Below are 25,563 nucleotides of genomic sequence, written 5' to 3'. Positions count from 1 at the left end.
CCTATTTACCCTGTCGGGCATCGTATTTGGCCTTGGAACGGTTGAGCTTCTCGGCGAAGTCGTCGGCGAAATCCTGGGCGCTGAGCTGCCCGATGAGCACCTTCTGCCACTGCCCGAGCATCTGAACCTGCACGATCTTTCCGAAATCGGGTAGATAGTCCGGCGGGGTGACCAGCACGGTCTTCGGATCGTCGAGGGCGGACTGGGCCGCCTGGACCGATGGCATCGTCTGGAAGGACGGTGCGGATCTGGCGGTGGCATTGACCGGGATTTGGCCGACGTTCTCGTTCCAATAGGCCTGCGAATCCGGCGAGGTCATGAACTCGAGGAACTTCCAGGCCGCTGCCTGGTGCTGGCTACTCTTGAACACTGTGTAGGAGGGGAACGGATCGGTCATCACCGTGCGGACGCCGTTGTCCGCGAGTGGAAGCGCAACGGCACCGACTTTGTCGCCGAGTGCCTTGCGGTGGTTGCTCAGTGATCCGAGGTTGTGCTGCATCATCGCCACCGAACCACCGCCGAAGCTGGCGACCATCTGTGGAAAACCGTTGTTGACGTCGGCGGTAGGTGTGTCGACGTCGTAGAGGGCCGCAAAACGTTCGATGGCGTCCACCATCTCGGGCCGGTTGACGGTGGATTCGCTACCGTCGAAGAAGTTGTCGATGCCGGTGGTGGCGAACATGTGCTGCAACAACGGGTAGATCGAGCCGGCACCGCCTCGGATGGTGAACCCGTAACGACCCGCGGACTTGTCGGTCAGTTCGTCTGCGGCTTCGTAGAATTCGTCCCAGGTGTCCGGTGGCTCGATGCCGGCCTCCGCGAACCAGTCGGCTCGGTACCACAGCGTGGCGTTGTTACTGGTGAACGGCAGACCGTACAGGTTCTCGCCGCCTCCGGACTCCATCGCCGACTCGATGATCTTCGGGTCGTACTGGTCCTTCTGCGGAGAGGCTGCCATGAAGTCGTCGAGCGGAATCACGGCACTCTGGGCAACGAGCGGTGCGAGGTACGCGGTGGATACGATGCCCAGATCGGGAGCCGACCCACCGGCGAGGGCTGTCTGATACTTCTGCTGGGCACTGTCGGACGGTAGACCGACGTATTCGATGTCGATGCCTGGGTTGATGTTCTCGAAGCGTCGAATCAGTTCCTCGTACAACGGGGTTCGATCAGGCCCGGCGTTGTTGTCCCAGAACGTGAGGGTTCCGCTGTTCGGATCGCCGAGGGCACCGTCGGGCAGGGAGGTCTCGGAACTGCAGGATGCCAGCACGAGCGTGGCCACCGCACCGACGAGGGTGGTGCGCAGCAGGGTGCGTCGATTCATGTCGATTCTCTTTCCGTACGTCATGATCAGCCCTTCACCGCACCGGCGCTGAGGCCTTGGACGAGGTACTTCTGGATGACGGCGAAGACCGCGACCACGGGCACTGCGGCGATCAGACCGCCGGCCGCGAGGACGCCGAAGTCGACGTTGTAGGAGCCGATCGTGTAGCTCAAACCGACTGGGAGAGTGAACTTGTCCTGGCTACTGATGAACATCAGACCGAACAGGAAGTTGTTCCAGCTGCCGATGAATGCGAAGGAACCGACGGCGATCAACCCGGGCCGCAGAAGCGGGAGCATGATGATTCGGAAGGCTTTCAGACGCGAGCAGCCATCGACCATCGCGGCCTCTTCGAGTTCGACGGGGATCTGAGAGATGAAGCCTGCCATCAGCATTGCTGCAAGTGGTAGTTGGAAGACGGTATCGGCGACGATGAGACCGAAGAGGTTGTTCACCAGGCCCATTTCGCGGAAAACCTGGAACAGCGGAATGAGCAGCATCGCGCCGGGGACGAACTGGCTGCACAGCAGAGCCATCACGAGGGGAATCTTGGCGCGGAATTTGAAGCGTGCCAACGCATAGCCGGTCGCCAGCGCGACGAAGGTGGTGAGCACGAGAGACAGGCCGGCCACGATGAGGCTGTTCTTGAAGAAGAAGCTGAAGCCGAGGGTGTTCCAGACGGTGTCGAAATGGTCGAGCGTGATAGGCCAGGGGAGCATCGAATTGGACCCGGCAGGCCGGAACGCGAAGACGATCATCCAGTAGAACGGGACGAGGGTGAAGAGCAGGTAGACGGCCAACGGAAGGCCGACGCTGAACACGCGGGGCTTTGCGCGATGCACGCGCACCTTCTCGGAGTGGTCCTGCGGCGGAGTGGTCACGACGGGACGGTCTGCGGTAGTGGTCATGTGCGTCAGGCCTTATCGCTGTTGAATTTGCTGAGGCGCAAGTAGAGGATCGAGCAGAAGAGCAGGATCACGAAGGCCACGGTGGTCAGAGCCGATCCGTACCCGAAGTCCTGCGCGGTGGTTGCGAGCTGAGAGACGTAGAGCGGCAACGTGGTTGTCACGTCGGCCGGTCCGCCCGCAGTGAGGGTGTAGAGAAGATCGACGTTGTTGAACTCCCAGACCCCGCGCAGCAGGGTGGACAGAATAATCACGGCTTTGAGGTGTGGCAGCGTCACGAACCGGAAGCGTTGCCAGCGGTTCGCGCCGTCCACGTTCGCGGCCTCGTACAGATCCTTGGGCGCACTCTGCAGTTCGGCCAGGATGAGAATGGCGAAGAACGGAACTCCGCGCCAGAGCTCGGCAACGCTGGTGGCCCAGAACGCGGTGTCCGGATCGGCGATCGGCGCGGCGGTACCGTCGCCGATGCCCATGTTGCCCAGCAGTTTGAACAATCCCGTCGACGGGTTGTAGATGAGCAGCCAGATGCCGGTGGTGAGCACCCCGGAGACGGCCCAGGGAGAGAACACCAGGGCACGGGCCAGGCCGCGTCCGCGGAACACCTCGTTGACCAGCAGGGCCAGTCCGAGGCCGAGGATCAGCTGGAACACGACCTGCACGCCCACCCACTTGGCGGTGACGACGAGGCTGTTCCAGAACAGGTCGTCGGCGAACATCAGCTTGAAGTTCTCCAGGCCCGCAAAGCCGTTGTCCCAAGGCGTCGTCGGGTTGTAGAACTGCAGGCTGTAGTAGAAGACGCTGCCGACCGGGTAGAAGATGAACACTGCCAGCAGGATGACGACGGGCGCGATCAGGATGTACGGGGCCGAGATGCGGCGCTTGCGTTTCGGTCGAACGGGAGGGATGGCCGCGCTGGACGCGCGGGTACCTCCCGACCGGGGTGGTGTGGTGGTGACCATGGGGACGCTCCGAAGCGTTCGGGGCCGGATGGAAAGCCGGCGAGCGGGTCTGGCGGGATGTCTTCCGACCCTGAGTGAGCCGGGTCGTGCAAGTTTTGTCTGTTCACATATCTGAACGAGCGTCTTCTATGTGAATTTCTGGACCAACTATGACGGCAGTCACAAGCGCTGTCAAGCATTCCCGGTCACACGTGCAGGCTCAACCAGCCGGCCGCCGCGTCCTGCATGGTCGTGGTGAATCGATGCGGTTCCGAAAACCATTGTGTGAACAGTGTTTCCGATTCTCCGTAGTCGCGGCGCAATGATGCCTCGGCGTCGCGCATGCCGGGGATGCCGAAATGGGAGTCCAGCTCAGCGAATTGGACCAACAATGGGGTCGGGGCTGCTGCCCCGGCGATCTCCGGCCAGTCGCACACCGCAGGCAGGCCCGGGGTGATCATCAACCAGGTGGTGTCGTCCGCGTGACCGTTCGCGATATCGGCGAACGTGCTCATCGATGCCGTAATCACTCCTGCCCGCAGGCGATCGCTGCACGCCAGTAGATGTGCGACGCGCACTCCGCCACCGGAGAAGCCGGCAGTGGCGATGCGGTGTGCGTCCACCTCGGGGCACTCCGTCATTACCTGCAGCGCGATCAGGTCCTCGCTCAGCACCTGCCCGGCCAATGAACTGCCCCGTAGCGCTGCCATTTTTGCGAGTCCGTGCTCGTGCTCGCGTGCGGCGGCCTCGTATCTCGGCAGCCCTTCCAGTTGGGCACCGGCACGTCGAGCCCGCTCGGGGAGGTCCTCCCACGGCACCCGGCGACTGCCCCACGGGAACACGTCGTGGACCAGGACTGCGAAACCCGCTGCAACCAGACGGGCGGCGGGCGCGCTGCCGCCGTATCCGCGCCTGCGCAACTCCTCGAGGTCGGGTGCCATGCCGTCAGGGCCCTCTGCCACCTTCTCCTTGCCGTAGAACTTCATCCCGTCGTGACCGTGCATGAGCAGGATCGCGGGCAGTGGAGTCTTTGCGTCCGGGGGCGTCAGCAGCCATGCGGACGTGTCATCCCAGTTCAGCTCCACGCCGGAGATGCCATCGCGTGTCCAGGTCCGACCGCGGGTCACGTGCGGACGCGAAGGATCGTCGAATGCCCCCAGGGCTCGCCGGATCTCTGCTCGTCGCGTGAATCGTGGACAGTTGGGCTCGAATTGTGTTCCCATGTGTGAACTCAGTTCTCTCTATCGAACAAATCAGCCATCGAAGGATGATCTTCATGACCGTCGACCGCATCGTCGCGCACGCCTACCCCTGGGACGTCCTGGGCGATCCGCATTTCGTCGAACGCGCCAACACACTCGGGGTGCACGAGATCTCGCTTGCCGCGACGTACCACTCCACCAGAGCGGCAACCCCGCTGCATCCGCAGCACAAAGTGGTCGACGCCCACCACGCAGCGCTGTATCGACCGGTTCGTCCCGACGCTTGGGCCGGGCACACGATCACTGCGCGGACGGCCGCCTGGGGCGGTGCCGAGGACGCGTTCGGCGAGGCAGCGGGTGTGCTGCGGGAGGCCGGATTCCTGGTGAACGCGTGGATCGTGCTGACACACAGCACAATTCTCGGCCACGCCCATCCCGAGGCGACCGTCGTCAACTGTTTCGGAGATGCCTATCGCTATGCCCTCGCACCAGGGCATCCCGACATCGTGCGTTACAGCGCCACGCTCGCGGCCGAAGCGATCCGCGGCGTCGAAGTACACGGGGTGTCCGTCGAGGCCTGCGGGCAGCTGGGCTTCGCTCATGTCGGACCACACGAGAAGACGGACGGCGCGTTCCCTGGCATCGGCGACACGCTGATGTCGATCAGCTGCACACAGCGGGAGCTCGACGCCTGGAGCGAACGAGGCGTCGACTCGGGGAAGGTGACGCACAAGCTGCGCGACGGTGTCGACGCCCTGTCGGCCGGAACCTTGCCTGCCGGTGCGGCGATCACGGACGTGTTGGCCGCCGACGAGATCGACGCGGTGCTCGCCGTCCGACACGCCGACGCCGATCACCTTCGCGCGGAAGTGCTTGCCGCCGTGCGTGAACAGGCGCCGTCGGCACGCGTGACGCTGCACGGTCACCCGGATCCATGGAAGACCGGGCCTTCGCCTGCGTTGACCGCCTCCGCGCCCGCCGATGTCGATGCGGTGCTCGTGTCGGCCTGGCCGGGAACGGCCGAGACGGTGTCGGTGGTGCAGGCAACCCGCGCGGCCGTCGGCGACGGGGTGGACGTCGGTGCCTACGTATCGGTACTGCCGCCGAAGAAGCTGGACGAGGTCGCTGCGCATGTGGCCGCGACCCTCGACGCGGGGGCGAACGAGCTGCACCTCTATCACCTCGGTCTCGTCAATCGACCCCAGCTCGATGCGCTGGGGTCGATCGTCACAACGTATTCGTAGGGGTCGACAACGGGTGCTCCACTCGACCGGCCTCGGCGCGGAATCCCGCAGTCCGGGTGGTCGAGTGGAGCAGAGGGTGCATCACCGCATCCGTTGGCCGAGCGGGTGATCACAGAACGCGCCGCCGACTCGCTGCAGGATCGGATCGCTGAACGTCCACTCGTGTTCGGCCAGGAATTGCTCGGCGAACTGTTCCGCGTCGTCGCGAGGCAGGTATCCGATCTCCGTACCCTCGTTGCCCGACCACCATGCGCGCGAGTTCTTCGAGATTCCCCACACGGTGTGAAAACCTTTGGCGCTGTCCGACAGTGAGGCCTCGATCAGTCGCGCAGTGTCGGCGGGCGACATCCAGGTGGCCAGGCCGCGGTAGTTGGGCGGCGCGGCGAAGCTCGAACCGATACGCAGATTGACGACGTCGATACCGAAGCGGTCGTGGTACATCCGGCCGAGGGCTTCGACCGCTGCCTTGCTCCACCCGTAGAATCCGTCGGGTCGCGGAACGGCGTCGCCCGGAAGTGGCGAGTCGCCTGCCTCGTCGTGCGTCCAGAATCCGACTGCGTGATTGCTCGACGCCACCACTATCCGAGAAACCCCCTGCGCCACAGCGGCTTCGAAGACTGCCTGAGTGCCGTCGACGTTCACCGACAGAATGTTGGCCCACGAGTCCTCGGTGCTCAATCCCCCAAGGTGCAGGATTGCATCGACACCGTCCACCGCGGCGGCCACGGCAGCGCGATCGGTGACCGAACCCTGTACGAATTCCTCTGTGGCCGAATCGATGTCGGTGATCTCGGCGATATCGAACAGGCGCAGCGTGCGGCCGGGAGTCGCCAGTAGAGGCCTGAGCATCGCCCCCATGTTGCCTGCGGCCCCGGTGATGAGCACTCGTGAAACGGTGTCGGTCATTCTTCTCGAACTCCTTCGATGGAAACCTTGTAATGGGCATCACAGTAATACATACTTCTAAACGAAGTCAGCATTCTGGCATCCATTCACATACATGAATCTCACTCGGATCGTCCGGCACGTTCCTGCCGGTGAAGGGACCACCATCATGGCCACCGTTGCATTTCAGGGCGTCACCAAATTGTTTCCCGGCGGCGACAAAGCTGCAGTCGACCAGCTCGATCTCGACATCCAGGACGGTGAATTCCTCGTCCTCGTGGGCCCGTCCGGCTGCGGAAAGTCGACGTCGCTGCGCATGCTCGCCGGTCTCGAAGAAGTCGACAGGGGAGCCATCACCATCGGCGGCAAGGACGTCACCGACCATCAGCCCAAGGATCGAGACATTGCGATGGTCTTCCAGAACTACGCCCTGTATCCGCACATGACGGTCGGCGAGAACATGGGATTCGGACTTCGCATCGCCGGCGAGGACAAGGCCGAGATCAAGCGCCGCGTCGAGGACGCTGCCAAGATCCTCGATCTCACCAAATTCCTCGACCGCAAACCCAAAGCGCTCTCCGGCGGCCAGCGTCAGCGAGTCGCCATGGGCCGCGCCATCGTTCGCAAACCCCAGGTGTTCCTCATGGATGAGCCGCTGTCCAACCTCGACGCCAAACTTCGAGTGCAGACCCGCGCGCAGATCTCTGCACTGCAACGCAGGCTCGCCACGACGACCGTGTACGTCACCCACGATCAGGTCGAGGCCATGACGATGGGCGATCGCGTGGCCGTCCTCAAAGACGGTGTGCTGCAGCAGTGTGACTCGCCGAGGCGCATGTACGAACACCCGAACAACGTGTTCGTCGCCGGCTTCATCGGATCGCCTGCAATGAATCTGCTCGAGCTACCGCTCGTCGACGGCGGCGTCCGCTTCGGCGGTGAAGTGGTTCCGGTTCCCCGCTCCGCCATCGCCGGAATCGGCGAGAACACAGTGACGCTCGGTGTGCGGCCCGAGGACCTGCAGATCACCACCGGGGCAGGCCTCGAAGTGACCATCGACGTCGTCGAAGAACTCGGAGCCGACGCCTACGTCTACGGCCAGGCCGATATCAACGGCACGCGTCAGCCCATCGTCGTCCGCGCCGACGGCCGCATCCCACCGGAACGCGGATCGACGATCACGCTCTCCTACGCCGCCGAGCGCACCCACCTGTTCTCCACTGTGACCGGGGAGCGCTTGGTCGACTGATGCCGTAGGCGGTGGAGCGCTGACGCGCATGTGCGCGGGAGTGGAGCCTGCGGAATGACCCAGGTGCGCGGAAACTCGACCCCTGCTACGAAGTTCCGCGCACGTGCCGCGAAGCGGCTCGTCCCACCGGTACTGTCTGCCGGGTGACAGACGCTCACCAGGCATCACGACGGTTCGCGCTCTTCAGGCCGACGCCGGTCAGAGTGATGGCAACGGGTTTCGCGGTGGCCATACTCCTCGGTGCGGGCATCCTGATGGTTCCGGCGGCCACCGTGCCTGGAAACGACACCGGGATTCTGCAGGCGCTGTTCACGTCCACCTCGGCGGTGAGCCTGACGGGTCTGATCGTGGTGGACACCCCGGTGTACTGGTCGGGTCTTGGCCAGGGCGTCATTCTCGGCCTGATTCAGATCGGCGGGTTCGGGATCATGACGATCGCGTCCTTGGTCGGTCTGCTCCTGGCGGATCGGATCGGTCTTCGGGGCAGGTTGAATGCGGCAGCCGAGGTACGCACATCCGGGCTGGGCGACGTTCGTAGCGTCGTCGTGGGTGTGTTCCGTACCAGTCTGATCATCGAGGGTGTTGTCGCGCTCTGTCTGGCGGCGCGCTTCTTCTTCGGATACGACGAGCCCCTCGGGCGTGCGCTCTGGCTGGGGATCTTCCATTCCGTGTCGGCGTTCAACAACGCCGGATTCGCGCTCTTCAGCGACAACATGATCGGGTTTGCCACCGACCCGTGGATCTGTGTGCCGTTGTTGATCGCGGTCGTGCTGGGCGGCATCGGGTTTCCGGTTCTGTTCGAGATCGCCCGTCGTATCCGATCACGTGCTCGCGGCGTTCGTTCTCGCAAGCGCTGGACCTTGCACACCCGGATGACGTTGTCCGTCACCGCCGTTCTGTTGGTTCTCGGTCCGACGGTGGTGTTGCTTTTCGAGTGGTCGAGAACCCTGGGCGGATTCGGGTTCTGGGACAAGATGCTCGTCGCGACGTTCCAGGGCGTCATGCCCCGCACCGCAGGCTTCAACAGTGTCGATTACGCGGATGTGGACAACGCGACCCTCTTGATCACCGATGTCCTGATGTTCATCGGTGGTGGCAGCGGCGGTACGGCAGGCGGCATCAAGGTCACCACATTTGCCTTGCTGCTGTTCGTCATCGTGGCCGAAATCCGCGGTGACCGCGAGGTGACGGTGTTCGACCGTCGAATAGATCCTCGGGTGCAACGTCAGGCATTGACCGTCGCGTTGATCGGTGTTGCGTTGGTGTTGGTTCCGGTGGTGGCGCTGCTGGCGGGCACGAACTTCGACCTCGACGTGCTTCTCTTCGAGGTCGTCTCGGCATTCGCGACGGTGGGCCTGTCCACCGGAATCACCGCACAGTTGCCCGGCTGGGGCCAGATGATTCTGATCGTCCTGATGTATCTGGGCCGCATCGGTTCCATCACTCTGGTCAGTGCTCTCGCCGCCCGCGACCGCGGTCGGCGCTACACGCTTCCCACGGAAAGGCCGTTCATTGGCTAGGAAACCGTCCTCCGACGTCGTCGTCGTTCTCGGTCTCGGCCGCTTCGGTAAGTCGCTGGCGCTGGAACTGATGAGCCAGGGAGTCGAGGTGCTCGGCGTCGACAGCGACGAGGCCGTAGTGCAACGCGTGGCAGACCGTTTGACGCATGCTGTGGTGGCCGATACCACCGACGAGGAGTCGTTGCGACAACTTTCGGTACACGAGTACGACCGCGCCGTCGTGGGCATCGGTTCCAATCTCGAAGCGAGCCTGCTCACCGCATCGGCTCTGGTGAATCTGTCGATGTCGACCATCTGGGCCAAGGCTCTGAGCAACGCGCACGCCAAGATTCTCAGCCAGATCGGCGTCCACCACGTCGTCAGGCCCGAGCACGACATGGGCAAGCGAGTAGCTCACCTGGTACGTGGTCGGATGATGGACTACATCGAGTTCGACGACGGCTTTGCCATGGCGAAGACGTCGCCCCCGGCCTCGCTGCTAGGAAAAACTTTGGGCGAGACCGGAATTCGCACCAAGCACCGTGTCACCGTCGTTGCAGTCAAGCGTCCGGGTGAAGGGTTCACCTACGCCACGGCGGACACGGTGATCGGCGCAGGCGATACCGTCATCGTCTCCGGCCAGGTTCGAGACACCGAAAAATTCAGCGAGTCGACATGAGCGCCTCCAGGGTCGCGCGCGCACCGTTCTTCTGAAGTGACGCCAACTGTGTCGTGTACTCGGCGACGAAACGGTCGTTGTCGATCAGATCGCCGAACACTGCGCGATTGGCGATGAAGGCCGTCGGATGCTCTCGCTGACTCTGCGCGATCGGAACGAGTGAATCCTTCAGTTGATCGACGATGTCGATGGGCTCACCGGCCTCGTCGACTGCCTCGGCGTAGCGTGCCCAACTGGCAACGACTGCGGTGGAGCGAGTGATCTCACCGCCGCTCTCGAGATTCTTGCGGATTACGGGCAACAGCCACTTGGGAATTCGATCCGAGGACTCGGCGCACAGGCGGGCGACGGTGTCGCGGATTTCCGGGTTGGAGAACCGTTCGATGAGCGTGTGCTTGTATTCGGCGAGGTCGATGCCGGGAACGGGTTGCAACGTGGGCGTTGCTTCCTCGTCCATGTATGCGAGTAGGAACGCGGCGAACTGCGGGTCCTGACAGACTTCGTGCACCAGTCGAAAACCGCTGAGGTAGCCGAAATACGCGAGCGCCTGATGGCTGGCGTTGAGTAGGCGCAGCTTCATCAGCTCGTACGGCGTGACGTCGTCGACAACCTGAACTCCGACGTCCTCGAGAGGCGGTCGCCCCAGCGTGAAGTTGTCCTCGAGCACCCACTGTGTGAACGGCTCACCGGCTACGGGCCACTGATCGTCGATGGCGTAGCGGGCCGAGAGTTCCTCGATCACTTCCGGTGTCGTGACCGGAGTGATGCGGTCGACCATGGAGTTGGGGAACGCCCCTTCTACGGCGATCCACTCTGCGAGAGCCGGATCCTTTAGGCGGGCGAAGGTGGTGAATGTCGATTGTGCGATGTGGCCGTTGCCTTCGATGTTGTCGCACGACATGATCGTGAACGGCTTCAGTCCGCGTTCCTTGCGCCGTGACAATGCCTCCACGACGAGCCCGAACGTGGTTGCCGGAACGGCCCCGTCCATGAGATCGGCGACGATGGCGGGGTTCTCGACGTCGAACTCACCCGTCGTCGCGGAGAAGTTGTAGCCCCCCTCGGTGATCGTGAGGGAGACGATCCTCGTGGTCTCCGCGGCCATCTTCTCGATGACGGCCTCTGTGTCGTCGGGCGCGAAGAGATATTCGACGATGGATCCGATGACGCGGGTGTCCCACGTGCCGTCGGAATGCTTGAGCGCCAACGTGTACAGGCAGTTCTGCGCCTCCATCACGTCCTTCATCCGGCGGTCTCCGGGAAGTACGCCCACTCCACAGATGCCCCACTCGGACCCTTGCCCCTGTTGCAACAACCGGTCGATGTACATCGCCTGATGTGCTCGATGGAAGCCGCCGACACCGAAATGCACGATGCCCACGGTGACGTCGGAACGGTCGTAGGTGGGAACGGCCACGTCCTCGATGAAGTCGTCGAGATTGCGCGAGTTCAACTTCATACGTTCGTCTCCTTCGATGGGCTCTGGGAAAGACCGGGAATCACAACGGCTTTGATGCTGCCGGGTTGCTTGTCTGCATTCAAGGCATCCTCGACGCGATCGAGGCCGAAACGCGCGGTGACCATAGCATCGAGGTCGACGCGACCGGCCAGGACGAGCTCGCGCGCGATCGGCCACGTGTTGGCGTACCGAAAGACGCCGGTGAGAACCAGTTCTCGGTTCTGAATCAGCGAGATGGGAAGCGGGTAATCCGAACCGCCCATGCCCACCAGTACGACGGTACCCGCCGGCCGCACAGCATGAATGCCGTCGACGACGGCCCGAGCAGCACCCGATGCGTCGATGAACGCGTCCACTTCCAGCGCACGTACGTCGTCCACTGCTGGATCGAGCACCCGCGTCGCACCGAGCTTCGCGGCATTGTCACGTCGCGGTGCGTCGATGTCACTGACGATCACCTCGGTGGCACCGAAAGCGCGGGCCACCTGGGCGGTGACGATGCCGACCGGACCTGCGCCAGCGATGAGCACGCTGGATCCGGCGGTGATTCCGGCCTTCTGCGCCGAGGCGATACCGACCGACAGCGGCTCGAACAGTGCTGCGGCCTCGTCGGAGATCGAGTCGGGGACGTCGTGGGCGAACACCGACTGGATCAGTACGTACTCTGCCAGCGCGCCGTCGATCGGAGGCGTGGCGAAAAATTCCATGGCCGGGCACAGGTTGTAACGGCCGGCGCGCGACTGGGCGCTGGTGGGATCGGGACGCTGCGGTTCGATGGACACCCGCTGCCCGACGCGGGCGTCGGACACATCGGAGCCGACCGCGACGATCACACCGGCCGCCTCGTGACCGAGGACCAGCGGGCCGTCGACCAAGTACTCGCCGATGCGTCCCTCCCGGTAGTAATGCGCATCGGACCCGCACACGCCGACGGCGGTGACCTGGACCAGTACCTCGTCGTGGGCTGGGGTCGGCACCGGCCGGTCTTCCATTCGTATCTCGTGCACGCCGGTGAGCACGCTGGCCTGCATGGACTGTGGCACGGGCCGCTGGATGCGGGGGGGTGTTGTGTAGATCACACCTTAATGTTAGCTTAGTGAGCAGATGAACACGAGCTGAGCATTTGCTCACTGGTCAGGGAGGCGTCATGGACGGATCGGAGCCCGGTGGGGCGAAGTCCGCGCGGTCGGGAGAAGATCTCCGGCTGGCTCTGCGCGCCGCCACCATGTACCACCTCGAAGGTGCGACGCAGGCCGAGATCGCCGTGAAGCTGGGCGTCTCGCGCCCGACTGCAGGACGGTTGGTCGCGCGGGCTCGTTCCCAGGGGCTCGTGACGATCGAGATCAACGTCCCCGACGATCTGCAGGGCACCGTGCATGCGGACGTCGAGCGTGAGCTCGAAGCGAAGTTCGGACTCACCGAGGTGTTGGTCGTCTCGGACGTCATCGACGGCACGGACACCGGCTACGGATCCCTCGGCCGAGCGGCAGCAACGTTGCTCTCGCGTCGACTCAAGGATCGCGACGTCCTGGGGTTCACCTGGGGCCCCGAAACGGTGGCGGTGGCGAGCTCGCTGAAGACCCGATCCACCAAATGTGCTGCGGTGGTACAACTCGACGGCTCCATCACCTCGGCCGACTATCAGACCGGTGTCGAGTACACACTCGGACGGTGCGCTGCGTACCTGCAAGCGACACCCATCAGGCTCAACGCGCCGCTGTACGCCGATCAGGCGACAGTCGTTGCGTTGGAGCAGGATTCCGTGATCTCTCGCGCCCTCAAAGCCGGGACCGATGCCGATGTGATGATGTACGGCATCGGTCCCGTTTCCACGTCCACCACCTTGTTCGAGGGCAGCTTCATCGACCTCGACGTGCTCGAAGAATTGCGCCGCCTCGGTGCAGTCGGCGAGATCGGCGGACGGTTCTACGACGCCGACGGCATCGATACCGGAGGATCACTCCCCGGCCGAACCGTGTCGGTGGGGCTCGACGCCATCAGGGCGTGTGATCGGGCTGTGCTCGTCACCGGTGGGCAACGTAAACACGAGGCGCTCCTCGGTGCTCTGCGCGGCGGACTGGCCTCGATCCTGGTGACCGACATCGAAAGTGCACGCTGGCTCGTTGCGCAAGCTCCTGCAACGGCGACCTCCAATGGAAAGGTATTTCAGTGAGGGTTTTACCGAAAGTGGCTGTCGCGGCATCGCTTGCGACAACCTTGGTGCTGTCCGGCTGCGCCGGAGCCGGCTCGTTCGGTGGTGACGGTGACGGCAAGACGATCACCGTCGCGATCGTCTCCAATTCACAGATGTCCGACGCCATTTCGCTCGCTCCGGAGTTCGAGGCGGAGAACCCCGGCATCAATCTGAAGTTCGTGTCGCTGTCGGAGAACGAGGCGCGGGCCAAGATCACCGCCTCGGTCGCCACCGGCGGCGGCGAGTTCGACGTGGTGATGATCAGCAACTTCGAGACCCCGCAGTGGGCCGAGAACGGCTGGCTGACCAACCTGTCCGAGTATGCCGACGCAACACCGGGCTACGACGAGGACGACTTCATTCCCACCCTGAAGGAGTCGCTGTCGTACGAGGGGAGCATGTACTCGGTGCCGTTCTACGGCGAATCCTCTTTCCTGATGTACCGGAAGGACCTGATGGAGGCTGCCGGCATCACCATGCCGGAGGAGCCCACCTGGCAGGAAGTCGCCGACGCCGCCGCGAAGCTCGACAGCCCGGACGTATCGGGAATCTGTTTGCGCGGCAAACCCGGTTGGGGTGAAGTACTCGCCCCGTTGGATACCGTCATCAACGCATTCGGTGGTCGGTGGTTCGACGAGAACTGGAACGCACAGCTCAACAGCCCAGAGGTGGAACAGGCCGTTCAGTTCTACGTCGACCTGGTACGTGAGCACGGTCAGGCAGGCGCAGCGACAAGCGGTTTCAGCGAATGCGGAACGCAACTGTCGCAGGGAAATACGGCAATGTGGTACGACGCCACATCTGCAGTGTCGGTCCTCGAAGACCCGACGTCGTCGAACGTGGTCGGCAAGATCGGATACGCCAAGGCACCGTCGGCCGCCAAGGGCGACAACGGGTGGCTGTACTCCTGGGCCCTCGGAATCCCGAAGACGTCCGAGAATCCCGACGACGCCTGGAAGTTCGTCTCGTGGATGACCAGCAAGGAATACCTGAACAAGGTCGGCAATGAATTGGGTTGGGAGCGAGTGCCTCCCGGCAGTCGTCTGTCGACCTACCAGATTCCCGAATACGAGGAGGCGTCCGCTGCGTACGGTCAGGTCACCCTCGATTCGATCAACGGCGCGGATCCGAACAATCCCACTGTGGATCCGGTTCCGTACACCGGAGTGCAGTTCCTGACCATCCCCGAGTTCCAGGACCTCGGAACCCGTGTCAGTCAACAGATCAGCGCCGCAGTAGCAGGACGAATCAGCGTCCACGACGCGCTCGAACAAGCGCAGCAATACGCCGAAGTGGTCGGTAAGACGTACCAGGAGGACCAGGGATGACCACCACCGCAACACGATCGGCGCAGGCCGATTCCGAGGAGTTCGTACCGAGACCGAGGACGATCTCCAAGGCCGAAGGGTGGCGTCGCCGCGGCCCGCTGCTGCCGGCCATGGTGTTCGCCATTCTCGTCACCCAGGTTCCGTTCCTGTTCACGCTGTACTACTCGACGCAGTCGTGGAACCTGGTTCGACCGGGTTCGCAGAAGTTCAACTGGCTCAACAACTATGTCGCTGTCTTCCAGGACAGTCAGTTCCGCGAGGTCGCCCTCAACACGGTGATCATGATCGTCGGAACCGTCATCATCTCGGTGGTTCTCGGGTTGTTCCTGGCTCTGCTGTTGGACCGGAAGTTCATCGGCCGCAGCCTGATTCGCACCCTACTGATCACCCCGTTCCTCATCACCCCGGTCGCCGGCGCGTTGATCTGGAAGACCACGATGTTCGATCCCGTCTTCGGCCTGATCAACTTCGCGCTGAGCCCGTTCGGTGTCGATCAGATCGACTGGGTCTCGCGCTACCCATTGCCCGCCGTCATGGCGAACCTGATCTGGCAGTGGACCCCGTTCATGATGCTGCTGATCCTGGCCGGCCTGCAGTCGATGCCGAAGGACATCGCCGAGGCGGCACGGGTCGACGGGGCAGGGCCGGTCAAGCTCTTCCGTGAGCTGACCCTCCCGCATTTGCGCCGATTCATCGAGCTCGGCGCGGTGCTCGGGGCCATCTATCTGGTCAACACCTTCGACGCGGTCTACATGATGACCTCCGGCGGACCGGGTGTGGCGAGTGCGAACCTGCCGTTCTACATCTACCAGCGAGCGTTCCTCGGCTTCGACATCGGCCAGGCCGCGGCCATGGGCGTCGTCACCGTCGTGGCCACCATCATCGTCAGCACCCTGGCGCTGAGACTGATCTTCAAGAGCTTCAGCGGAACCGAGGAGGCTGCGTGATGAGTACCGCAACTGTAGACAAGACAACTACTTCCGCGCCGATCAAGCGCAAGAGCAAGTGGGGCCTGGGGTCCATCTGGTCCTTCGTCGCCTGGGTCGCAGGCATCGCGTTCTTCTTCCCGGTGCTGTGGATGGTCCTCACCGGTTTCAAGCAGGAGGCCGACGCCTACTCCGATCCGCCCAAGCTATTCTTCACACCGACCCTCGATCAGTATCGAGGGGTCCTGGAGAGCGGCATCGGCACGACGTTGCTGAACTCGGCGTTCGCGACCGTCGTCTCGACGATCTTCGTTCTGCTGCTGGGTGTTCCGGCTGCCTTCGCGCTGTCGCTGCGTCCGGTCAAGAAGACGAAAGACGTGCTGTTCTTCTTCATCTCCACCAAGATGCTGCCCGTCGTCGCCGCGATCGTCCCGCTGTACGTCATCGTCGGTGACATCGGAATGCTCGACAACATCTGGACTTTGGTCGTGCTGTACACCGCGATGAATCTTCCGATCGCCGTGTGGATGATGCGATCGTTCTTCCTCGAAGTGCCGAGCGAACTGCTCGAAGCCGCGAGTATGGACGGCGCGTCACTGTGGACCTCGGTACGTGAGGTGATCCTGCCGCTGGTTTCGCCCGGCATCGCGGCCACGTCGTTGATCTGCGTCATCTTCTCGTGGAACGAATTCTTCTTCGCAGTCAACCTCACTGCCGTTCAGGCCCAGACGATTCCGGTGTACCTCGTCGGATTCATCACCGGTCAGGGCCTGTACTGGGCCCAGCTTTCCGCAGCTGCGACGTTCGCAGCACTTCCCGTCGTCCTTGCCGGATGGTTCGCGCAGAACAAGCTCGTGCGCGGCCTGTCCTTCGGCGCAATCAAGTAGGAGAAAGTCTCATGGCTGCAATCACGTACAAGAAGGCATCCTGCGTCTACGAAGGTGCCGACAAGCTCGCCGTCGATTCACTCGACCTCGACATCCAGGACGGCGAATTCGTCGTGCTGGTCGGGCCTTCCGGCTCCGGCAAGTCCACTGCTCTGCGGATGCTCGCCGGTCTCGAGGAGATCGACGGTGGTGCCATCGAGATCGGTGGCAAGAACATGGTGGGTGTGCCGTCGAAGGACCGCGACATCGCGATGGTGTTCCAGAACTACGCCCTGTACCCCAACAAGACCGTCGGGGAGAACATGGGTTTCGCCCTGAAGATGCGTGGGGTGTCCCTCGAGGAGCGCACGAAGAAGGTGGCCGAGGCCGCAAAGATCCTCGACCTCACCGAGTACCTGGATCGCAAGCCCGGCAAGCTCTCGGGTGGTCAGCGTCAGCGAGTTGCCATGGGGCGTGCCATCGTTCGTGAGCCGCAGGTGTTCTGTATGGACGAGCCCCTGTCCAACCTCGACGCGAAACTGCGAGTCCAGACGCGAACGCAGATCGCGGCGTTGCAGCGTCGACTCGGCACCACGACGGTCTACGTCACCCACGACCAGGTCGAGGCCATGACGATGGGTGATCGCGTTGCCGTGTTGCGCGGTGGCAAACTGCAGCAGTTCGCCTCTCCCACAGATCTGTACGACAACCCCGTCAACGCATTTGTCGCCGGCTTCATCGGTTCGCCTGCAATGAACCTGATGACGGTTCCCATCGGCTCGGGTGGCGTTCAGATCGGCTCGTTCCTGCTTCCGCTCGAACGCGACGAGCTGACCAAGCTCGCGAGCCTCGGCCTCGACAACGTCACCGTCGGGCTACGCCCGGAGCAGCTCGGCATCGTGCAGGGCGGCGGCGAAGGCTTCGAGGGCAAGGTGGATCTGATCGAGGAACTCGGCAGCGAGTCCTACCTCTACGCACACCTCGACGACCCGAAGGTCAAGGGGCTCGACGGCGGGCCGGTCTCACTCGTCGCCCGCTCGGCCGTCCGAGCTCCGGCCAAGATCGGCGAAAGCATCGGTCTGACGCGACTCGACGGTGCGATCCACCTCTTCCACCCTGAGACGGGGGAGCGCATCTAACGCGGTTGGTACGGGGCTTTTCTCGACAGGATCAGTGCCGTCAGAAGCGCTGCGCCCCAAAGCAGGAAGATGCCGTCGAAGAACAGGTGACCGTACTTGACCGATCGGTTCTCGTCCGAGACGACCAACCCGATCACCGCTCCGATGAACGACGCACCGCCCCAGACAATTAGCAGTACAGAGCCGGGCCAGGATATGCCGAAGATCAACGACGGCACCCTCGTCCGGTTCTGTGCTGCCAGGCGCGGCCGGTTCAGATAGGCGAGGGCCGGAAGAATTGCTGCGGCGAGTTTGACGAGGGCAAGCACCAGCAGTGCCGTTCGTGCCGTTGCCGGTTCGGAGTCGGCCCACTCCGTGGCGAAGGCACCGACGGTGTCGAGCAGCCATCGACCGCCTGCAGCCCAATAGGCGGAGAACGCGGCGTGAATGATCCCCAGTACGCACGCGATCGCAAAGAATCGGATGGCCACGGAGATCGAGGCTAGCCGAGTTGCCACCCCCGTTCAGGGGTAGCGAGGAATTGTTCATCTCCCCTACCGTGGCGGTGATGGGCATCACAGGCGCAGGAGGAAACATGGTCGACTCGGCATATACGGCATTCAGAAACGCACGCGATCTTCTGCTCGACACCTACGGCGACTACGACCGTGCGGTAGCGACTTTCGAATGGCCGTCGTTCGGCGAAACGTTCAACTGGGCCATCGACTGGTTCGACGCGATTGCCCGTGGCAACGACGGCATCGCGTTGTGGATCGTCGAAGAGGACGGCAGCGAGGCCAAATACAGTTTCGACGACATGGCGCGTCGCTCCGATCAGGTGGCTCGTTGGCTCGAATTGCAGGGAATCGGCCGCGGCGACTCGGTGATCCTGATGCTGGGCAACCAGGTGGAACTCTGGGAGTCGATGCTCGCGGTGATGAAGCTCGGAGCGGTGCTGATGCCGACGACCACGGCGATCGGGCCCGCCGACCTGACCGACCGAGTAGTGCGCGGCAATGCTCGCGCCGTGATCGTGAACCCCTCGGACACCGGCAAATTCGACGACGTGCCCGGAGACTATCTGCGAATCGCCACTACCGCCCACGACGGTTGGGTCGACTATTCGGATGCCCGCTCCGTCGAGGCCAGGCCGTTCGAGTCCGTCACCGCACCCACCGACCGCCTGCTGATGTACTTCACCTCCGGTACCACCAGCAAGCCGAAACTCGTCGAGCACACTCAGATCTCCTATCCCGCTGGGCATCTGAGCACGATGTACTTCCTCGGACTACGCCCGGGCGACGTGCACCTGAACATCAGCTCGCCGGGCTGGGCCAAGCATGCGTGGAGCTGCTTCTTCGCACCGTGGATCGCCGAGGCGACCATCTTCATCTACAACTACGGCAAGTTCGACGCGAAGGCATTGCTCGAGCAGATCCGCCGGGCCGAGGTGACGACGTTCTGCGCGCCACCGACCGTGTGGCGCATGCTGATTCAGGCAGACCTTGCCGGCGGAGGTGGTTCACTGCGTGAGGCAATCGGTGCCGGTGAGCCGCTCAACCCAGAGGTGATCTCGCGGGTGCAGCAGGACTGGGGCCTGAACATCAGGGACGGCTTCGGCCAGACCGAAACCACTGCGCTAGTTGCCAATACGCCGGGTGCGGTGCTGAAGTCCGGATCGATGGGCCGGCCACTGCCCGGCGTCCCCGTGGTCATCGTCGACCCCACCACCGGCGAACTGGCCGACGAGGGCGAAATCTGCCTCGACCTGGCGCAGCAGCCGTTCAACCTGATGACCGGCTATCTCGGCGACCCCGAACGCAACGCTGCCGTCATGGCCGACGGTTACTACCACACCGGTGACGTCGCATCGCGGGATTCCGAGGGCTACATCACCTACGTCGGCCGCACCGACGACGTATTCAAGGCCTCGGACTACAAGATCTCCCCGTTCGAGCTCGAAAGCGTGCTGATCGAACACCCCGCGGTGGCCGAGGCGGCCGTCGTTCCGGCTCCCGACGAGACGCGGTTGGCCGTCCCCAAGGCGTACGTTGCGCTCGCAGCTGGCTGGGAACCCAACGAAGACACGGCATTCGAGATCCTGAAGTACGCCCGCGAGCACCTGGCCCCGTTCCTGCGAGTTCGGCGTATCGAGTTCTTCGAGCTACCCAAAACTATTTCGGGCAAGATCCGCCGCGTGGAGTTGCGCGCCCGCGAGGACGCGGCCGTCGGACCACTGGACAGCGAGTGGCGTGACGACCAGTTCCCTGCGCTGAAGAGGTGACGTGAGCGTCCACTATTCGCTGCTGGAGGCGGGATCCCGATTCTGGAGGCGAATTGTGGGCGCTCAGACCAGTTGTGGGTGGGGCTGGCAGGGGCGGTTGTCGTAGGTGATGTGAGCGCCCATTATTGGCTGCTCGCGGCGGGATCCCGATCCTTGACGCGAATTGTGGGCGCTCAGATCAGTTGTGGGTGGGGCCGGCAGGGTCGGTTGTCGTAGGTGACGTGAGCGCCCATTATTGGCTGCTGGAGGCGGGATCCCGATTCTCGACGCGAATTGTGGACACTGAGCTCAGTTGCTCCAGAACCGCTCGAGGAAATCGAGCACCTCGGCCGATGCGGCCATCGTCGTCGCATGGTCGAACCCGCGAACGATGTGCAGTTCGGAGTCGGGCACCAGGGCGGCAGCGGCACGGGTGTCGCCCAGCCGGGTTCGATCCTCGCTACCGACGTAGAACAGCGACGGTGGGGTGAAGTGCTGCAGGACGTCGTCGGGTAGGCCGGGATCGGCGTCGCATGCGCGGATGTACGCGGCCATGGCCTGAGCATCGTTGGCGGAGAACACCGCTCGTGTTCCCGGGTCGATCGGGAACATGCGGTGCGCGTTCCACGCCTCGAGGAACCCGTCCATGCCGCTGCGTTCCAACACGTCCGCGCAGCCCGGGAAGAAGAGCCTGTCGAACGCTCCCGCCTGAGCGCCGTGACTACCGCCGCCCACCGCGAGTGAACGCACGCGTTCGGGCCTCGCCGCCGTCAACGCGAGACCGGCCCGCGCACCGAACGAATAGCCGAGATAGTCGACGGTCGGAGCGCCGACCGCGTCGAGAACCGCCGTCAGATCTCCGACGATATTGGCCATGGCATAGGCGTCGGGAGTATGGGGCTTCTCGCTGCGGCCATGACCGCGACTGTCGACCAGTATGAGCTGCCGAGTCCCGCGCAACGCCTTCACATATCCGAACGTCCGCCAAATCGTGTGCGTCAGGAAACTGCCGTGCACCATCAACAACGGTGGCCCGGACCCCACCACCGTGTATGCGATTTGCGTCCCATCATCTGCATTCGAGGCGTATTCCACCTTCCGATTCTGACCCTGGACGTCCACTCAACGTGACATTGACCCCCGAAAAGGCCACCGAACGTCACATTGACTCCTCCCGGGTGGGTGTTTCCGCGGCCGACTCGGCCGACTCGGCCGACTCGGTGGGCTGGGCGATCGGCGTCAGGTCGATGGTGCGGGTAGGGGCGATCGCGTCGAGGAACGGGCGATCGTGGCTGGCGATGATCAGCGCACCCTCGAATGTGTTCAGTGCGTCGATGAGGTGTTGGCGGCTGGTGATGTCGAGGTTGTTGGTGGGCTCGTCGAGCATCAGTAGTTTCGGTGCAGGCTCGGCCAGCAGGATTCGTGCCAGTGCGGCTCGCAGTCGCTCGCCTCCGGAGAGGGTGGCGACGACGGCATCGGCGTCGGATCCGCGGAAGAGGAATCGGGCCAGTTGTCCACGGATCTGTTCGGCGGTGGCGTGCGGTGCCACGTCGGCGATGTTCTCGGCAACGGTGCGTGATTCGTCGAAGATGTCGAGGCGTTGCGGAAGGTATTTCCACGGCACTTCGGCGTCGGCGGCGTCGAGACTGCGCAGCAGGGTGGTTTTGCCGCTTCCGTTCGGCCCGACGAGCGCGATGCGTTCGGGACCGACGATGTGAACGTCGTCATGAGTCAGAACTACCTGTCCCGGATGGACTTTCGTTGCGGGTAGGTCGACGCGTATCTCGCGGTCGTCGCGCAGGAGATCCTCGGCTGCAGACAGTGACGTTCGGGCATCGTCGACGCGGTCGCTGTGGGTACCGCGTAGTTTGCCGGCCGATTCCTGTGCGGCCCGCTTGCGTCGGCCCGCAAGGACCGGTGGTACGCGCTTCTGCTCCGCCATCTTCTTGCCGTAGCGCAACCTGCGATCCAGTTTGATTTGTGTGTCGACCAATTCGCGTTCCTGCTTGCGCACGTCGTTCTTGGCGTCTCGGATGCTCGCCCGCGCGGCTTCCTGCTCGGCGTCGATCACCGATCGGTAGTGCGTGTAGTTTCCACCGAACAGGCGTACTCGGGAGGTGCCGCTGCGTTCGGCGCGGACCTCGGCGACGGTATCGACACGCTCGAGCAATTCGAGGTCATGGCTGCAGACGACGAGCACCCCGGAGTATCCGTCCACGGCCGCATACAGTCGTTCTCGTGCAACGAGATCCAGGTTGTTCGTCGGCTCGTCCAACAGCAGTACGTCTGGTTCGGCGAGCAACTGCGCGGTGAGAGCCAGCAGCATCGCTTCGCCACCGGACAGCGTGCCGACCGGTCGATCCAGGTCGTCGAGGGAGCCGACGATGCCGCCCAGCCCGAGCTTGTTCAGCAACGCCAGCGCGCGCTCCTCGACGTCCCAGGCCGATCCGACGATGGCGAAATCGTCCTCGGAAGATGTACCGGATTCGATGCGATGCAATGCCTTTCGGACCGAATCGATGGCCAGCACGCGATCCACCGGGAGCTCGGGGTCGAGTGCGATGTCCTGACGGAGATAACCCAGGACGCCGGGCATCGAGATCGAACCGCGCTGCGGTGTCAGTTCTCCGGCGAGCAATCTCAGGAGGGTCGACTTTCCGGCACCGTTCGATCCGACGAGACCTGTTGTGCCGCTGGGGAAGATGGCCGACAACGCGTCGAACACGGGGTCGCCGTCGGGCCAGGAGAACGTCAGATCGGAGACAGAGAGGGAAGATGAATGAGGCATGGATGCTCCAAAGGTGTGCGTGCGGTCGAACTGCAGGCGTCTAGAACCTTTGGAAGAGCAATGGCCTCTCCGAATCTGTGGGCAACAAGGCGATCTCCACGCTAATGCCGAACGTGGGCAATCCGCAAGCGATTTAGACCGAGGGCCCCTTCTTGCGTAGTTCGTCCACTGTCGACATGGCTCCGCGCAGTTCGTCCAACCAGTCCTGCGTGTGCTCGCCGACCAACTTCACGGCCCACGACAGAGCGTCTGCACGAGACCGCGCGACTCCGGCATCGACGAGGGTGTCGAGGACGCGTCGTTCGGGCTGACGCAGGCGGGTCATGACCGGGACGGCCAGGTGGGTGAACAGGACTACCTCGGAATCGGTCCGAACGCCCCAGGCGACCTTGCGGCCGTAGCGCTTCTCGGCCTCGTCGGCAATCTGCATGCGCTCGGCCCGTGTGCCTTCTCGGAATCGGGCGATGCGGCCTTCGGTGGCGGCAGGTGAACTGCCCTCCTCGGTGGGCAACGTCCCGACCACAACGATCTCTTCGCGATCCACCTCGACCGACGCGGTGCCCTCGAACCAGCTGTCGGGCAATCTGCCGCCGAACCAGTCGCCGGCATCGGTGGCGTCGGGAACATCTGCGTGCTGCCAGCCACCGGGGCGACCGAACGAGCGTCCACTGGGTTTCATGGTGACTCCTCTGTAGGTTCAGTAATACTGATTACATGATTACACCCCACCTCGGGTTCGCGCCACCGCCGATTCGTCGGAGGCCTGGGGCATGATCGACTCCGTGCGCACAACGAGAAGACCGACGACTCTGGCCGCAATCGTGTCCGTGCTGGCCCTGGTGGTCGCTGCCTGCGGAAACAGTGGGCCCGATCAGCCGCAGACGGTCGCCGAGCAGTTCGCGGCCGCCGTCAGCAGCTCGAACATCGATCAGGCAGCCGCGCTGACGACCGATCCCGCGGGCGCGGGCGCCGCGCTCACCCAGCTGTACGACGGGCTGTCCGGCGGCGGAACGGTGACGGCCACTCCCGATTTCGAGGCTGTCGACGCGAACGAGGATGCGGGCACGTTCACGCTGAACGCCGGCTGGCGCTTCTCGACCACCACCGACGGCACGGCGGAACCGGACGGCCAGCCGAAAGAGTGGAACTACACGACGTCTGCGACCGCAGCAGAGACTCCGCAAGGGTGGAAGATCACCTGGGACCCGGCCATCTTGGTCCCCGGACTGACGGCCGATTCCTCGGTCCGATTCACCCCGACCGACGCGCTGGTCGCGCCCAGGGTTTTCGATGCCAACGGCGGCGAGCTCATGTCGCAGCAGGTCGTCACCCTCGTCAACGTCGATGCGACGGCCGATCCGGTGGCCGTCGCCGCTCTCGTCGGATCCGTCGTTCCGGGGATCACCGCCCAGTCTGTTGCGTCGTCTGTTGCTGCTGCACAGGGTAATTCGGCGACCATAGTCTCGCTCCGTCAGGCGGACATCGATCCCATCGGAGCGCAGCTCGCGGCCGTTCCGGGAGTCACTCTGGCGCCACAGACTCGGCTGCTGGCCACCGATCGCAATCTTGTCTCGCCGGTTCTCAGCGACCTGACGTCGCTGTGGGAACAGGAGCAGGCGGCCAATCGAGGCTGGGCGATCCAATCGGTCGCTGCCGACAACACCGTCACCCAGCTTGCCGGTCGCGATGCCTCCACCGGTGACGACATCGCGACCACCGTCGACTCGGCGTTGCAGATCAAGGCCGAGAACGCCCTGGCGTCGGTGCCGCAGCAGGCTGCGATCGTCGCGCTTCGGCCGTCCACCGGAGAGGTTCTCGCCGTCGCGCAGAACGCCGCGGCGGATGCGGAGGGCCCGATTGCTCTGACCGGTCTCTACCCGCCCGGGTCGACCTTCAAGACGGTCACCACCTCGGCTGCTCTGCAATCCGGTGCCGTCACCCCCGACACCGTGTTGCCGTGCCCGGCGACGGAGAACATCGAGGGACGTCAGATTCCCAACGACGACAACTTCGCGCTCGGCGACGTTCCACTGCACACTGCCTTCGCGAAATCGTGCAACACGACGATGGGCCGACTCGGCGTCGCCCTGCCGCCGAACGGTCTGACCGACGCGGCCGCGCAGTACGGCCTCGGCGTCGACTACGTGACCCCGGGCCTGACGACCGTCACCGGTTCGGTGCCGTCGGCCGACACCCCGGCGCAGCGCGTCGAATCCGCCATCGGCCAAGGGCAGGTGACTGCGTCACCGTTCGGCATGGCGCTGGTCGCGTCGTCGATCGCGAACAACGGATTGCTCCCGCCGACGGTCGTCTCAGGTAAGCCCGGCGTAGGAAACATGCAGCCGGCAGCGGTGAACCCACAGGTCACCGAGCAGATCAAGGCCATGATGCGCGAGACCATCACCGGTGGTACGGCCACGGCACTGAACGACATTCCGGGGCTGCTCGGCAAGACCGGAACCGCCGAATTCGGGCCGAACAACGAAGGAGCGCACGGCTGGTTCGTCGGAATCTCCGGTGATCTCGCGTTCGCGGTCTTCGTGAACAACGCAGGAAGTTCGGCACCCGCTATCGAGGCTGCAGGACGCTTTCTGAGGTAACAGCGCGAGGTAAACGGACCACTCCGTATCTCAATCGTGACCGGCTCGTATGAATCCCGTGCTTGTTACTCGTGTGACTACAGTGAATATTGTGAC

General features: G+C 63.6%; 22 protein-coding genes. 11 read left to right on the top strand and 11 right to left on the bottom strand.

From position 1 onward, the window contains the following. Window position 1: 1 nt before the first annotated feature. From JLZ96_RS11535 to JLZ96_RS11520, 4 genes are all read right to left on the bottom strand, one after another. A complete protein-coding gene (locus JLZ96_RS11535) occupies window positions 2-1,324 on the bottom strand; it encodes a sugar ABC transporter substrate-binding protein (protein WP_027495324.1) in 1,323 nt (440 codons plus the stop codon). A gap of 26 nt (window positions 1,325-1,350) precedes the next feature. After that, window positions 1,351-2,232, bottom strand: a complete 882-nt coding sequence (locus JLZ96_RS11530; protein ID WP_027495325.1) for a carbohydrate ABC transporter permease — start codon at window positions 2,230-2,232, stop codon at window positions 1,351-1,353. Between the two features lie 5 nt (window positions 2,233-2,237). Beyond that, window positions 2,238-3,188: a carbohydrate ABC transporter permease gene (locus JLZ96_RS11525; RefSeq protein ID WP_048317892.1), complete on the bottom strand. Its 951-nt coding sequence runs from the start codon at window positions 3,186-3,188 to the stop codon at window positions 2,238-2,240. A 185-nt stretch (window positions 3,189-3,373) separates the two neighbouring features. Further along, the gene (locus tag JLZ96_RS11520) at window positions 3,374-4,294 is read right to left on the bottom strand and encodes a hypothetical protein (RefSeq protein WP_236253901.1); all 921 of its coding nucleotides are present in this window, start codon (window positions 4,292-4,294) and stop codon (window positions 3,374-3,376) included. A 149-nt stretch (window positions 4,295-4,443) separates the two neighbouring features. Between JLZ96_RS11520 and JLZ96_RS11515 the strand changes: the two genes are divergently transcribed. Next, entirely contained in the window at window positions 4,444-5,613 is a 1,170-nt protein-coding gene (locus tag JLZ96_RS11515; RefSeq protein WP_230597480.1) for a hypothetical protein, read from the top strand. 81 nt (window positions 5,614-5,694) lie between these two features. Here JLZ96_RS11515 and JLZ96_RS11510 read toward each other — a convergent pair whose 3' ends face one another. Beyond that, window positions 5,695-6,519, bottom strand: a complete 825-nt coding sequence (locus JLZ96_RS11510) for an NAD(P)-dependent oxidoreductase (protein WP_201010145.1) — start codon at window positions 6,517-6,519, stop codon at window positions 5,695-5,697. Window positions 6,520-6,667: 148 nt separating this feature from the next. Between JLZ96_RS11510 and JLZ96_RS11505 the strand changes: the two genes are divergently transcribed. The 3 genes from JLZ96_RS11505 (at window position 6,668) to JLZ96_RS11495 (ending at window position 9,925) form a co-directional block, all read left to right on the top strand. Then, window positions 6,668-7,747 carry an ABC transporter ATP-binding protein gene (locus JLZ96_RS11505; RefSeq protein WP_027495330.1) on the top strand — a complete coding sequence of 360 codons (1,080 nt, stop codon included), beginning with the start codon at window positions 6,668-6,670 and terminating at the stop codon, window positions 7,745-7,747. A gap of 206 nt (window positions 7,748-7,953) precedes the next feature. After that, the gene (locus tag JLZ96_RS11500) at window positions 7,954-9,267 is read left to right on the top strand and encodes a TrkH family potassium uptake protein (protein ID WP_201010714.1); all 1,314 of its coding nucleotides are present in this window, start codon (window positions 7,954-7,956) and stop codon (window positions 9,265-9,267) included. After that, on the top strand, window positions 9,260-9,925 hold the full coding sequence (locus JLZ96_RS11495; RefSeq protein WP_201010144.1) for a TrkA family potassium uptake protein: 666 nt from the start codon (window positions 9,260-9,262) through the stop codon (window positions 9,923-9,925). The genes JLZ96_RS11500 and JLZ96_RS11495 overlap by 8 nt, the downstream gene beginning before the upstream one ends. Here the strand turns inward: JLZ96_RS11495 and JLZ96_RS11490 are convergent. Both JLZ96_RS11490 and JLZ96_RS11485 read right to left on the bottom strand, forming a co-directional pair. Continuing rightward, window positions 9,909-11,384, bottom strand: a complete 1,476-nt coding sequence (locus tag JLZ96_RS11490; protein ID WP_201010143.1) for a mannitol dehydrogenase family protein — start codon at window positions 11,382-11,384, stop codon at window positions 9,909-9,911. The two genes, JLZ96_RS11495 and JLZ96_RS11490, sit on opposite strands and share 17 nt — an antisense overlap. Continuing rightward, window positions 11,381-12,415 (bottom strand): NAD(P)-dependent alcohol dehydrogenase, encoded by a 1,035-nt coding sequence (locus tag JLZ96_RS11485; protein ID WP_201010713.1) that lies wholly within the window; start codon window positions 12,413-12,415, stop codon window positions 11,381-11,383. Before JLZ96_RS11485 ends, JLZ96_RS11490 begins: the two co-directional genes overlap by 4 nt. Window positions 12,416-12,531: 116 nt before the next feature. Between JLZ96_RS11485 and JLZ96_RS11480 the strand changes: the two genes are divergently transcribed. The 5 genes from JLZ96_RS11480 to JLZ96_RS11460 are packed head-to-tail and all read left to right on the top strand — an operon-like array spanning window position 12,532 to window position 17,837. Further along, a complete protein-coding gene (locus JLZ96_RS11480; RefSeq protein WP_032367122.1) occupies window positions 12,532-13,557 on the top strand; it encodes a sugar-binding transcriptional regulator in 1,026 nt (341 codons plus the stop codon). 14 nt (window positions 13,558-13,571) lie between these two features. Beyond that, window positions 13,572-14,906, top strand: coding sequence for a sugar ABC transporter substrate-binding protein (locus tag JLZ96_RS11475; protein ID WP_027495335.1), 1,335 nt, complete (start codon window positions 13,572-13,574; stop codon window positions 14,904-14,906). After that, window positions 14,903-15,853: a carbohydrate ABC transporter permease gene (locus JLZ96_RS11470; protein ID WP_032367121.1), complete on the top strand. Its 951-nt coding sequence runs from the start codon at window positions 14,903-14,905 to the stop codon at window positions 15,851-15,853. The genes JLZ96_RS11475 and JLZ96_RS11470 overlap by 4 nt, the downstream gene beginning before the upstream one ends. Then, window positions 15,853-16,719: a carbohydrate ABC transporter permease gene (locus JLZ96_RS11465; protein ID WP_201010142.1), complete on the top strand. Its 867-nt coding sequence runs from the start codon at window positions 15,853-15,855 to the stop codon at window positions 16,717-16,719. Before JLZ96_RS11470 ends, JLZ96_RS11465 begins: the two co-directional genes overlap by 1 nt. An 11-nt stretch (window positions 16,720-16,730) precedes the next feature. After that, the gene (locus tag JLZ96_RS11460) at window positions 16,731-17,837 is read left to right on the top strand and encodes an ABC transporter ATP-binding protein (protein ID WP_027495338.1); all 1,107 of its coding nucleotides are present in this window, start codon (window positions 16,731-16,733) and stop codon (window positions 17,835-17,837) included. On the opposite strand, the gene JLZ96_RS11455 is transcribed toward JLZ96_RS11460, so the two are convergent. Then, window positions 17,834-18,307 (bottom strand): DUF3995 domain-containing protein, encoded by a 474-nt coding sequence (locus JLZ96_RS11455; protein ID WP_201010141.1) that lies wholly within the window; start codon window positions 18,305-18,307, stop codon window positions 17,834-17,836. The genes JLZ96_RS11460 and JLZ96_RS11455 overlap by 4 nt on opposite strands. A gap of 77 nt (window positions 18,308-18,384) precedes the next feature. Between JLZ96_RS11455 and JLZ96_RS11450 the strand changes: the two genes are divergently transcribed. Next, on the top strand, window positions 18,385-20,100 hold the full coding sequence (locus tag JLZ96_RS11450; RefSeq protein WP_374758033.1) for an AMP-binding protein: 1,716 nt from the start codon (window positions 18,385-18,387) through the stop codon (window positions 20,098-20,100). A gap of 288 nt (window positions 20,101-20,388) precedes the next feature. Here the strand turns inward: JLZ96_RS11450 and JLZ96_RS11445 are convergent, their stop codons facing one another. The 3 genes from JLZ96_RS11445 to JLZ96_RS11435 all read right to left on the bottom strand — a co-directional run bounded on the left by JLZ96_RS11445 (window position 20,389) and on the right by JLZ96_RS11435 (window position 23,546). Then, a complete protein-coding gene (locus tag JLZ96_RS11445; RefSeq protein WP_201010140.1) occupies window positions 20,389-21,174 on the bottom strand; it encodes an alpha/beta fold hydrolase in 786 nt (261 codons plus the stop codon). A gap of 64 nt (window positions 21,175-21,238) precedes the next feature. After that, a complete protein-coding gene (locus JLZ96_RS11440) occupies window positions 21,239-22,867 on the bottom strand; it encodes an ABC-F family ATP-binding cassette domain-containing protein (RefSeq protein WP_201010139.1) in 1,629 nt (542 codons plus the stop codon). Between the two features lie 133 nt (window positions 22,868-23,000). Then, complete coding sequence (locus tag JLZ96_RS11435) at window positions 23,001-23,546, bottom strand: hypothetical protein (protein ID WP_032369511.1); 546 nt, start codon at window positions 23,544-23,546, stop codon at window positions 23,001-23,003. Window positions 23,547-23,637: 91 nt separating this feature from the next. Here JLZ96_RS11435 and JLZ96_RS11430 point away from each other — a divergent pair, with 91 nt between their 5' ends. Continuing rightward, entirely contained in the window at window positions 23,638-25,467 is a 1,830-nt protein-coding gene (locus JLZ96_RS11430) for a penicillin-binding transpeptidase domain-containing protein (RefSeq protein ID WP_201010138.1), read from the top strand. The last annotated feature ends 96 nt before the right edge of the window (window positions 25,468-25,563 follow it).

Source organism: Rhodococcus sp. NKCM2511, from assembly GCF_014905595.1.
GTDB classification, from domain to species: Bacteria; Actinomycetota; Actinomycetes; order Mycobacteriales; family Mycobacteriaceae; genus Rhodococcoides; species Rhodococcoides fascians.
This window is presented reverse-complemented; position numbering and strand designations above follow the sequence as displayed.

Bases quoted from the DNA above. Each gene is read 5' to 3' on its own strand.
- JLZ96_RS11485 (WP_201010713.1), bottom strand. From the start codon at position 12,415: ATGCAGGCCAGCGTGCTCACCGGCGTGCACGAGATACGAATGGAAGAC.
- JLZ96_RS11525 (WP_048317892.1), bottom strand. From the start codon at position 3,188: ATGGTCACCACCACACCACCCCGGTCGGGAGGTACCCGCGCGTCCAGC.
- JLZ96_RS11515 (WP_230597480.1), top strand. From the start codon at position 4,444: ATGACCGTCGACCGCATCGTCGCGCACGCCTACCCCTGGGACGTCCTG.
- JLZ96_RS11480 (WP_032367122.1), top strand. From the start codon at position 12,532: ATGGACGGATCGGAGCCCGGTGGGGCGAAGTCCGCGCGGTCGGGAGAA.
- JLZ96_RS11490 (WP_201010143.1), bottom strand. From the start codon at position 11,384: ATGAAGTTGAACTCGCGCAATCTCGACGACTTCATCGAGGACGTGGCC.
- JLZ96_RS11500 (WP_201010714.1), top strand. From the start codon at position 7,954: ATGGCAACGGGTTTCGCGGTGGCCATACTCCTCGGTGCGGGCATCCTG.
- JLZ96_RS11530 (WP_027495325.1), bottom strand. From the start codon at position 2,232: ATGACCACTACCGCAGACCGTCCCGTCGTGACCACTCCGCCGCAGGAC.
- JLZ96_RS11430 (WP_201010138.1), top strand. From the start codon at position 23,638: ATGATCGACTCCGTGCGCACAACGAGAAGACCGACGACTCTGGCCGCA.
- JLZ96_RS11460 (WP_027495338.1), top strand. From the start codon at position 16,731: ATGGCTGCAATCACGTACAAGAAGGCATCCTGCGTCTACGAAGGTGCC.
- JLZ96_RS11470 (WP_032367121.1), top strand. From the start codon at position 14,903: ATGACCACCACCGCAACACGATCGGCGCAGGCCGATTCCGAGGAGTTC.
- JLZ96_RS11510 (WP_201010145.1), bottom strand. From the start codon at position 6,519: ATGACCGACACCGTTTCACGAGTGCTCATCACCGGGGCCGCAGGCAAC.
- JLZ96_RS11450 (WP_374758033.1), top strand. From the start codon at position 18,385: ATGGGCATCACAGGCGCAGGAGGAAACATGGTCGACTCGGCATATACG.
- JLZ96_RS11505 (WP_027495330.1), top strand. From the start codon at position 6,668: ATGGCCACCGTTGCATTTCAGGGCGTCACCAAATTGTTTCCCGGCGGC.
- JLZ96_RS11440 (WP_201010139.1), bottom strand. From the start codon at position 22,867: ATGCCTCATTCATCTTCCCTCTCTGTCTCCGATCTGACGTTCTCCTGG.
- JLZ96_RS11465 (WP_201010142.1), top strand. From the start codon at position 15,853: ATGAGTACCGCAACTGTAGACAAGACAACTACTTCCGCGCCGATCAAG.
- JLZ96_RS11535 (WP_027495324.1), bottom strand. From the start codon at position 1,324: ATGAATCGACGCACCCTGCTGCGCACCACCCTCGTCGGTGCGGTGGCC.
- JLZ96_RS11435 (WP_032369511.1), bottom strand. From the start codon at position 23,546: ATGAAACCCAGTGGACGCTCGTTCGGTCGCCCCGGTGGCTGGCAGCAC.